Source organism: Nocardia asteroides (genome assembly GCA_019930625.1).
Classification (GTDB): Bacteria; Actinomycetota; Actinomycetes; order Mycobacteriales; family Mycobacteriaceae; genus Nocardia; species Nocardia sputi.
The window spans coordinates 4,879,269-4,888,463 of sequence record CP082844.1 but is presented as its reverse complement, the minus strand read 5'-3'; the positions used below and the strand labels follow the sequence as shown (position 1 = coordinate 4,888,463).

8 protein-coding genes are annotated in these 9,195 nt (G+C 67.6%); 4 read left to right on the top strand and 4 right to left on the bottom strand.

Translation table 11 applies throughout. The features are described 5' to 3' along the window. The first annotated feature begins 148 nt into the window (after window positions 1–148). Entirely contained in the window at window positions 149–1,768 is a 1,620-nt protein-coding gene (locus K8O92_22660) for an FAD-binding oxidoreductase (GenBank protein UAK30688.1), read from the top strand. Between the two features lie 125 nt (window positions 1,769–1,893). Further along, a complete protein-coding gene (locus K8O92_22655) occupies window positions 1,894–2,505 on the top strand; it encodes a TetR/AcrR family transcriptional regulator (protein UAK30687.1) in 612 nt (203 codons plus the stop codon). Between the two features lie 36 nt (window positions 2,506–2,541). Here the strand turns inward: K8O92_22655 and K8O92_22650 are convergent, their stop codons facing one another. Both K8O92_22650 and K8O92_22645 read right to left on the bottom strand, forming a co-directional pair. Next, a complete protein-coding gene (locus K8O92_22650) occupies window positions 2,542–3,510 on the bottom strand; it encodes a TIGR03557 family F420-dependent LLM class oxidoreductase (protein ID UAK30686.1) in 969 nt (322 codons plus the stop codon). 184 nt (window positions 3,511–3,694) lie between these two features. Further along, window positions 3,695–4,471, bottom strand: coding sequence for a hypothetical protein (locus K8O92_22645; GenBank protein ID UAK30685.1), 777 nt, complete (start codon window positions 4,469–4,471; stop codon window positions 3,695–3,697). Window positions 4,472–5,063: 592 nt separating this feature from the next. Here K8O92_22645 and K8O92_22640 point away from each other — a divergent pair. Beyond that, window positions 5,064–5,612 (top strand): hypothetical protein, encoded by a 549-nt coding sequence (locus K8O92_22640; protein UAK30684.1) that lies wholly within the window; start codon window positions 5,064–5,066, stop codon window positions 5,610–5,612. A gap of 56 nt (window positions 5,613–5,668) precedes the next feature. After that, a complete protein-coding gene (locus tag K8O92_22635) occupies window positions 5,669–6,790 on the top strand; it encodes a CapA family protein (protein UAK30683.1) in 1,122 nt (373 codons plus the stop codon). On the opposite strand, the gene K8O92_22630 is transcribed toward K8O92_22635, so the two are convergent. After that, on the bottom strand, window positions 6,771–7,439 hold the full coding sequence (locus K8O92_22630) for a hypothetical protein (GenBank protein ID UAK30682.1): 669 nt from the start codon (window positions 7,437–7,439) through the stop codon (window positions 6,771–6,773). The two genes, K8O92_22635 and K8O92_22630, sit on opposite strands and share 20 nt — an antisense overlap. A gap of 89 nt (window positions 7,440–7,528) precedes the next feature. Further along, window positions 7,529–9,145 (bottom strand): FAD-dependent monooxygenase, encoded by a 1,617-nt coding sequence (locus K8O92_22625; GenBank protein UAK30681.1) that lies wholly within the window; start codon window positions 9,143–9,145, stop codon window positions 7,529–7,531. Window positions 9,146–9,195 lie beyond the last annotated feature (50 nt).

Genomic DNA, 9,195 nt, shown 5'->3' with positions numbered 1-9,195 from the left:
TATGGCAAAAATCACTCTCGCTATTCGGTCGGTTCTCACTCGACATAGGTCCCACGGGCCGCCGTCACGGTCCGGCCAGGAAGGCACTGACAATTGACATCGAAGTAATTTACCATCGAGTCAATTACATTCCGAAGGGAGCCGTGCGATGGCGACGAGGTCGTGGTGGGGATGGGGCAATCGAGAGGACGCCGTAACCGGCCCCGAGCGCGAAGCGCTGACGAAGCGGGTGGCGGCCCTGCTCCCCGACGCCGATCCGACGGTGCACGAGGCGCCGGACCTGACAGCGCTGGCCGTTCCTCCGCCGCGCGTCCAGCCGCCGGATTCGCTGGCTCACCTGGCCTCGGGAGGCCTCGGTGACCGCGTCTCCCACGGCAACGGGCAGGCGTTTCGTGACGTGGTGCGCAATCTGCTCGGCCGCGTCGACCATGTACCCGATCAGGTGTTGCGCCCGCGCACCGAACAGGACGTGGTCGACATCCTGGACTGGTGCGCGGGCACGGGCATCGCCGTCGTGCCGTTCGGCGGCGGAACGTCGGTGGTAGGCGGTGTCGAACCGCGCGGCATGGACGCCTACACCGGGTCCGTGTCGCTGGACATGAGCCGCTTGGCCGGGCTCGTGGAGCTCGACCGCACCAGCCGCGCGGCGCGCATTCGAGCGGGCATGCTCGGCCCCGCCCTGGCAGCGGCATTGCGGCCGGATGGTCTGACACTGCGGCACTTTCCGCAGTCCTTCGAGTTCTCGACGCTCGGTGGCTGGCTGGCCACGCGGGCCGGTGGCCACTACGCGACCGTCCATACCCACATCGATGACATGGTCGAATCGATGCGGGTGGTCACCCCGGCCGGGATCAGCGAATCGCGCAGGCTGCCCGCCTCCGGTGCGGGTCCCTCACCCGACCGGATGTTCCTCGGGTCCGAAGGCATACTGGGCGTGATCACCGAAGCGTGGATGCGCCTGCAGGATCGTCCGCGCTGGCGTTCCGGAGCGTCGGTGCTCTTCGACCGCTACGGCGCGGCCGTGACCGCGACGCGGGCCATCGCCCAGTCCGGGCTGCATCCGGCCAACTGCCGGCTGCTGGATCCGGTGGAAGCGTTCGTCAATGCGGGCACCAGCACGGCGGGCGGGGTGCTGGTGCTCGGATTCGAGTCCGCCGACCATCCCGTGGACGAACCGATGCGCCGGGCGATACGAATCTGCGGTGAGCACGGCGGCACCATTCCCGACGGGGTGCGCACCTCCGACTCCGCGGAAGACTCGGCGCGCCCGGGCGCGGCCGACACGTGGCGCTCGTCGTTCCTCCGGATGCCGTATCAGCGCGACGCGCTCGCCGCCCAGTCGATGATCGTGGAGACATTCGAAACCGCCTGCACCTGGGACCGTTTCGAAGACCTCCGCGCCGCGGTGCAGACAGCGGCGACCGCCGCGTTCCGATCGGCCGGTGTGACCGGTGTGGTGACTTGCCGATTCACCCACGTCTACCCGGACGGACCCGCGCCCTACTTCGGCATCTACGCCGCGGGCCGCTGGGGCCGGACCGTCGAGCAATGGGACGAGATCAAGACCGCCGTATCGGAAGCACTCCATATCTCCGGTGCGACCATCACGCACCACCACGCCGTCGGCCGCGACCACCGTCCCTGGTACGACCGCCAGCGACCCGAAACTTTCGCAGCGGCGCTGCGGGCGGCCAAATCGGCACTCGATCCGGCGGGCATCCTCAATCCCGGGGTGCTGATCGACCCGCTGCCCTCCGCAGCGAGGTGATGCCGCAGGACGCCGGCGTACCGGGAGGAGATGGACAGCGCCGTCGCCCGAACGGAGCGTGCGAATATCGAATTCGACGTATCTGCGCGATATCCGAGGAGTCCCATGCCCGTATGTGATGCCCCGTGAGCAAGCCGGGCACCAAGGGTGTGCCGCGCGAGCGGCGGGAGGAGCAGATTCTCGACGTCGCCACCGCCGAGTTCGGCGATCACGGCTACGCGAAGGCTTCGCTCGTCCGGATCGCCTCGGCCGCGGGGGTTTCCAAGCCGCTCGTCTACGCCTACTTCGGCTCCCGCGACGGTCTGCACGCGGCTTGCGTGCACCGCGCGGGCAAGAGCCTGGTCGATGCGGTCGCGGCCGCGCAGTCCGCGCCCGGTGCCCACGACCGGGCGCTGGCGACATTGGCCGGGATCTTCGACGCCCTCGACGGACGCACGCAGAACTGGAAGATCATCTACGACGCCACCCTGCCTCGTCCGAGCGAGGCCTACGCGGTGGCCCGCGAGTATCAGGATGCGTTGAACGGCATGGGCTCGGCAGGTGTCGCACAGGTGCTGGCCGACGCCGACGTCTTCGATGCCGACGATCACTCGCTGCTGCTGGCACTGTGGTTCAGCATCGTGTCCACCACCATCGCGTGGTGGAGCGACCATCCCGGCCACACCCCCGAGGACATGACCGAACGCTGCCTGCGCCTGTTCACCGCGATCCGCGGACCCGCCGCCCGGCAGGCCTGACCTCGCGTCCTCACCACTCGCTCCGATGCAACGCCCTCACGCCCTCGGCGTCAGGGCACGCAGGGGCTCGTCGAGTTCGCGGCGGTAGAAGTCCAGGAAGCCATCGGGGTCGGGGCCCGCGTTCTGCATCACGAGATGGTCGAATCCCGCGTCGGCGTACTGCTTCGCGGCGTCGAGATAGCGGGCCGGGTCCGGACCACAAGCGAAATTGTCGAGGATGTCCTCCAGACGGACCGTGGTGGTCGCGGCGGCGAAGTTGACCGGGTTCGGCAACTCGCTCATCACCTTCCACCCCGTGACGGCCCAGCGCGTCGTGTCGAGCACCGCCTTCGCGGCCGTTTCCTCGTCGGGCGCCCACGCCATGCCCACCTCCGCGTAGCGCGGTCCTGTCCCACCCGCCGCGCGATAGCGATCGATGAGCTCGGACTTCGGTTCGGTGGCGAACAGACCGTCACCGAGTTCGGCGGCGAGGCGAGCCGCCTGGGGCCCGCCTCCGGCCACCGCGATCGGCGGGAGCTGGTCGGGCAGGTCGAAGACGCGAGCTTCGGAGAGGGTCAGGAATTCGCCGTCGTAGGACTGATAACCGCCGCTCCACAGCAGGCGAATGATCTCGAGGGCTTCGCGGAGCATTCGCTGCCGGACGCGCACAGGCGGGAACTCGCGACCGACGACATGCTCGTTGAGGCGTTCACCCGAACCGACGCCGAGGGTGAAGCGGTTGTCGGACAGGATCGCGAGAGTGGCCGCCGCCTGCGCGATGATGGCGGGGTGGTATCGCAGGATCGGGCAGGTCACGCCGGTGGCGAGCTCGATGCGCTCGGTCTTCGCCGCGATGGTTCCGAGCACGGTCCAAGCGAACGGTGAATGCCCTTGGTTGTCCAGCCAGGGATGGAAGTGATCGCTGATCTCGACGAAATCGAATCCGGCCTCTTCGGCCCGGATCGCTTGGCGGACAAGCTCGTTCGGACCGAATGCCTCGGCCGCCAGTTTGTACCCGATACGCATCGCCACCTCCTGGTTCGGCTGCAAGCGCCGGTCTCCCCACGAAACCGGCTCTCGGCGCGCGTACCCGGCATCCGGCACGGAAAACCGAACGCGCGTCGCTGCGCCGCATGGGCCTCCTCCACGGCGGCCATTACGTCAGCCGGGTGCGATGCGAGTTCCGGCGGGAGGACGCTACGGGGTCCGTTCAGTCACGGGTCGGCCAGTAACTGGCGGCGTGCCGGCCCCGCGGGACATAGGCGTTCTCGTCCTCGACCTCCGTGATGCCCAGATGCAGCAGCAACAGTACGGTCACCAAGCTGATGCTCACGATCAGCGGAGTCAACAGCTGCTCCGCGCCGGCGCCGGACGGCGGATGCAGGTGTTGCGCTTCGTGCACATGCATCGCGAACATGCCCGTGTAGTGCATGCCGGACACCGCGACACCCATCACCACCGCCGCGCCGATGGTGACGAGCGTGCCACGAACGTGCAGCGTGAACCACAACGCGGCGGTCGCGGCGACCACGGCGATCACCATGGACAATGCGACGATCCGTCCGTCGTAGCCGATCGTCGCGTCGGATTTCATCGCGTACATGCCGGAGTAGTGCATCGCACCGACGCCCAAGCCGGTGACCGCTCCGCCGACGAACAGCGCCATCGGCCCGAGTGACCGCTGGTGGGCGATCCGCAATCCGATCCACACCACCGCGATGGCGATCAGCGCGCTGATCAGCGTGACGGGAACCTCGTAGCGGATCGATGCCCCGTCGATGGCGAATCCGAGCATCGCGATGAAGTGCATGACCCAGATTCCGGTGCCGCCGATGGCGACCGCCGCGGCCAGCAGCCAGCCGTCGCGCGCGGAACCAGTGCGGGACCTGGCCATGCATCGGAGTCCGAGCAATGAACCGGTGAACGACATGATGTAGGCGATGACAGGTGTCAGCCACCCGTGGCTGAAGTGGTCGATTTCCAGCACGCGACACTCCCTCGCTGGATAGATTCGAATCATCGAGGCGACGATGCGCGAATCCCATATAGTGAAACTGCAGGTAGGTAATTTAGATTACTACTATCCTCTTTAAAATCATAGGATGAGTCCCGGATAGCGGGAAGTGCGCTGGTCATAAGTGAAGCATTCGCCCTTCGATTCGTTCGCCCCCGCGCCTCAGCAGGATGCCTTCGCAGCAAGCATCTGGCTTCCCAATTGCCACAGGGAGTCACGCGCCCGCTTCCGTGGCGCAGCAAGCGTGGCCGGATGCCGCCCTCCGACGGAACTCGTGCCCGACGCACGTGCAACGCGCTCTTGCGACAGCGGCTCCGATCCTTCTGAGCGATGGTTGCGAGCACAATCGCAGTTAACCGCCCCCGAGCGGCGCGGTGAATGTCATCCCCCCGTGGACGCGGCCGGGGCGACGCCCTCCGGACATGGCGCATACGACCTCATGGCCGCGGCGCGACAAGCGCTCCAAGCCGCGCCCCAACCTCTCCACGGCGATGATCCGCGACACCCGGCGAACTTTCAGCGTTTCTTCGTATGTCTCGCCGGAGTAACGGCGTATGGTCGCGCTATGCCGACTGCGACGTCGATCGACACCGCTGCCGAACACCTCGCGTGCTGGGTCACCGTCGTCGGGAAACGTCTACACCAGTTGCCGACAGCGAGCCCGAATGTCCTGCTCGCCCATGCGATGAGCGGGTTCCTCGCGATCGGGCGAGCGAGCATGGCCTTGTTGACCACCTCCGCGAACCCCACCGACATCCGCGACCACGATCTCGTCTTCGAGATCACGGCCGACGCGGAACGATGGCTCACCGACGCGGCGACCGAATCGGTAGTCAACCAGATCACCGACCGCGGCGAGCACGTGCAGCGCTACCTCACTCCGGCCGCGCTCGATACCGTGGCGAAAGCCCGCCTGCGGCGCTGCGCCCAGGCAACGGCGATCCACACCCGCGATCTGCTGGCCGGGATCGCCGCCGACCCGGAAGCCTCGGACGAGATTCGCGACCTCACCCGTGATCTCGCCGCGCGGGCGAACATCATCGCCACCGTCTACGCCGACGACCCGCAACAACTGCGCTCGATGTCGAGCAGGTCAGCCGCCCGGCCACGCTGACCCGACCGAACCGTGCGCCGGAACTCGACGACCACCGCGTTCACATCGGCACTGCGATGGCCGACAATGGTCATATGACGACGGTGCTGCTGGGCGGCGACGTCATGCTGGGTCGGGGCGTGGACCAGATCCTGCCGCATCCCGGCGATCCGAGGCTGCGCGAACGATATGTCCACGATGCGCGGACTTACGTCGAGCTGGCCGAACGCGCGTACGGCGCCTTCGCCCACCCGGTCGATTTCCGGCAGCTGTGGGGTGATGTGCTGCCCATCCTCGCCCAGATCGACCCCGAGGTGCGGTTGCTCAACTTGGAGACTTCGATCACCGCCGACGGTGCGTTCGCTCCCGCGAAAGGTATCCACTACCGGATGCACCCGGACAATATGCCCGCGTTGACCGTGATCGCACCGGTCGTCTGCGCGCTGGCGAACAATCACGTACTCGATTTCGGAATCCCCGGGATGGCCGACACCCTCGAAGCGCTCGACAACGCGGGCATCGGCCGAGCCGGCGCCGGTGCCGACCTGCAGGCCGCGCGCACCCCCGCCATAGTGGAACTCGGCGACGGGCGCCGCGCGGTGATCGTCTCGGTCGCCGCCGGCTCGAGCGGGGTTCCGGCAGTGTGGTCGGCACGGCGCCATCGGCCGGGAGTGTGGCGTGTGGGTTATTCCCCGGGCGTCGCGGCGGCCGAGGAAGTCGCGAACGAGGTGTCCGCCTACAAGCGCGACGACGATATAGGCATCGTTTCCGTGCACTGGGGGCCGAACTGGGGCTATGCGGTCGCGCGCACCGAAACGCAGTTCGCGCATCGCTTGATCGACGCCGGAATCGACGTGGTGCACGGGCACTCCGCACATCATCCGCGTCCGATCGAGATCTACCGCGGCAAACCGGTCCTCTACGGATGCGGCGACGTCATCGACGACTACGAAGGCATTCGCGGCCACGAGCGGTACCACGCCGATCTGCATCCGCTGTATCTGGTGTCCATCGATCGCGGCTCGACGGAGGTCCGGCTGATCCCGCTGCGGGTGCGGCACATGCGCCTGGAATGGGCTCCGCGCAGCGAATCCCGCTGGCTGTGCGAGAAGATCGCGGATATCAGCCGGGACTTCGGCACCCGCGTCGTTCCCCGAGCCGACGACCTGCCGGTGGTGTTCAGTGCCGCACGACGGTGAGATGGCGCTGGAACCACTGTGTGGCCAGATCGGCGACTTGTCCGAGCGCACCGGGCTCCTCGAAGAGATGGGTCGCGCCAGGGACGATGTCGAGTTCACTCGGACAGGGCATCCGCAACTGGGCTTCTCGGTTGACTTCCAGTACCCACCGGTCGTCACCTCCCACGATGAGCAGCGTCGGTGCGCGAACCGATCCCAATCGCGGACCCGCCAAGTCCGGCCGCCCGCCGCGGGAGACGACCGCGGCGATCTCGGTCCCCGGTTCGGTCGCCGCCCACAGCGCGGCGCCCGCGCCGGTGCTGGCCCCGAAGTATCCGGTGGGCAGGCCGCTGAGGTCCGGCCGCGTCCGTAGCCAGTGGGTCACCTCGACAAGGCGTCCTGCGAGCAGCGGAATGTCGAAGACGCGAGCGCGGTCGCCCTCCTCATCGACGGTCAGCAGGTCGACCAGCATCGTCGCGAACCCCGCCCTGTTCAGGACCTCGGCGACGAACCGGTTTCGCGGACTGCGCCTGCCGCTGCCGCTGCCGTGCGCGAAGGCGATCAAGGCGGTGCGCTCCGGTGGGACAGCCAGTACCCCCGCCAGTCGGGCGCGTTCCGACGGCACGATGACTTCCTCTGTTCGCGTCGAGGACCGGGGTGCGGACGACATCGAACACCTCCTGTATCCGGGGTACCCGATCAGGTCGGTCCTGCGCAAGAGCGAGAGATCGCACGGGCGCGCACTGGACGCGGCGGTCGTCAGCGAAAAGTCGAGCTGAGATACCTGGTCAGATCCACCGGCGCGGCCCCGTGCCCCACATAGCCGAGATACCCGTCGGGACGCACGACGTAGACGGCTCCGTCGGTAGCGCCGTAGCCCCTCGCGAAGGCGCCGTCACGGTCGCGGACAACCGGCAACAGCGTCTCGTCGACCTGGGCGCCGGGCGCGGCGATGAGGTACACATCCAGCTGCCGGTGCGCCCTGCGGCGTGCCGCCCCGGCAAGCTCCTCCATGCTCCCGATCTCGGTCCGGGTGCTGTCGCCGGCATAGAGAAGGAGCGTGTGGTCGGTCCGCCCGAGCAAGGAGAACAGGCGGATCGGAAAGGTGACCGCGCCGCGGGTCAAGCCGGTGGCATCAGGGGCGCGAACTCCTGCTCGCGGGCCCTGCGAACCGTCGGCCGCACGCACGACGATCGGGCTGTCGCCGTAGTCGATCAGCAGTTGCGCCTCACGCCGGATGACGAGATCCGGATCCGATTCCCCGGCCCCGATGCCCTCCCTGGCGCTGCGCACGGTTCTACCGACCACCTCTTCGCCGACCGGCCTGCGTTCGGCGTCGTAACTGGCGGGCAGCTGCGGCGCACTGTCGCCGCTGACCGCCAGCGCCAGCTTCCACGCGAGGTTGTGTGCGTCCTGGATACCGGTGTTCATCCCTTGCGCCCCCGTGGGCGGATGAATGTGCGCGGCGTCGCCTGCGACGAAAACTCTTCCGCGCGCATACGAGTCGACTATCCGGTGACTGATGCGGAAGACCGACGACCATCGCAGGCGCGACGCGGTGACCGGCTCCGGGGCGAGGCGATCGAGAACCGCTTGGATATGTCGCAGCTGCGGGGCGGGCCCACTTCCGAAACGTTGCCCGAGCCCATCCCGGTCGGTCGTCGCCGCGATGGCGAGTTCGTCGGGTACCAGCATCGACACGCGATACCGGCCGCGTCCCGGCAGCGATATGCACACCAGCAGGTCGTCGGTGACGCCCTCGGTCCGATGCGTCGACCGGATGCCGTAGCCGTGCGGCAGCGACCAGTCGAGTTCGACATCGCCGAGCATGTACTGCTCGGCGAACGCCGCGCCCTCGAACGACAGGCCCAATGTCTTGCGAACGATGCTGTGTGCGCCGTCGCACCCGATGAGGAATTGCGTGTCGACGGTGCGCTCGCCGTCCGCCGTGGCGAGTACGACACGCACGCCACTGTCGTCCTGTTGGAAGGTCGTGAGCTCGGTGGCGCGTTCGATCCGGACGCCCGTTTCCGCCAAGCGCTCCCGCAGAATTCGCTCGGTCACGTATTGCGGTAACCCGATGAACGCGTAGGGCACGTCGGCGGGCACCGCGAGTTCTGTCCTGGCCACCTCGTCGCCGTTCACGTACACCCTCTGGCCGTGCAACTGGATCGAAGCGTCGAGTATCCGGCGCAACACGCCCAGGCCTTCGAAAACTTCCAACGTTCGCGGCTGGATTCCCACCGCCTTCGCGTATCGGGGCGGTTCGGGCAGCGCGTCCACTATTCGGCAGGCGACACCGCGCCGGGCCAACTCGATCGCGGCGGTCAGCCCGACCGGACCCGCGCCGACTATGAGTACCTCCGTGCCGACCATGCGATACCGCCTCGGACCACGTACTCATCCAATGATTCGGGCGAGTCTAC

What these genes read in the sequence shown, in the direction of transcription:
- K8O92_22635 (UAK30683.1), top strand. Translation starts at nt 5,669, where the DNA reads ATGGCCGACAATGGTCATATGACGACGGTGCTGCTGGGCGGCGACGTC.
- K8O92_22660 (UAK30688.1), top strand. Translation starts at nt 149, where the DNA reads ATGGCGACGAGGTCGTGGTGGGGATGGGGCAATCGAGAGGACGCCGTA.
- K8O92_22625 (UAK30681.1), bottom strand. Translation starts at nt 9,145, where the DNA reads ATGGTCGGCACGGAGGTACTCATAGTCGGCGCGGGTCCGGTCGGGCTG.
- K8O92_22640 (UAK30684.1), top strand. Translation starts at nt 5,064, where the DNA reads ATGCCGACTGCGACGTCGATCGACACCGCTGCCGAACACCTCGCGTGC.
- K8O92_22650 (UAK30686.1), bottom strand. Translation starts at nt 3,510, where the DNA reads ATGCGTATCGGGTACAAACTGGCGGCCGAGGCATTCGGTCCGAACGAG.
- K8O92_22630 (UAK30682.1), bottom strand. Translation starts at nt 7,439, where the DNA reads ATGTCGTCCGCACCCCGGTCCTCGACGCGAACAGAGGAAGTCATCGTG.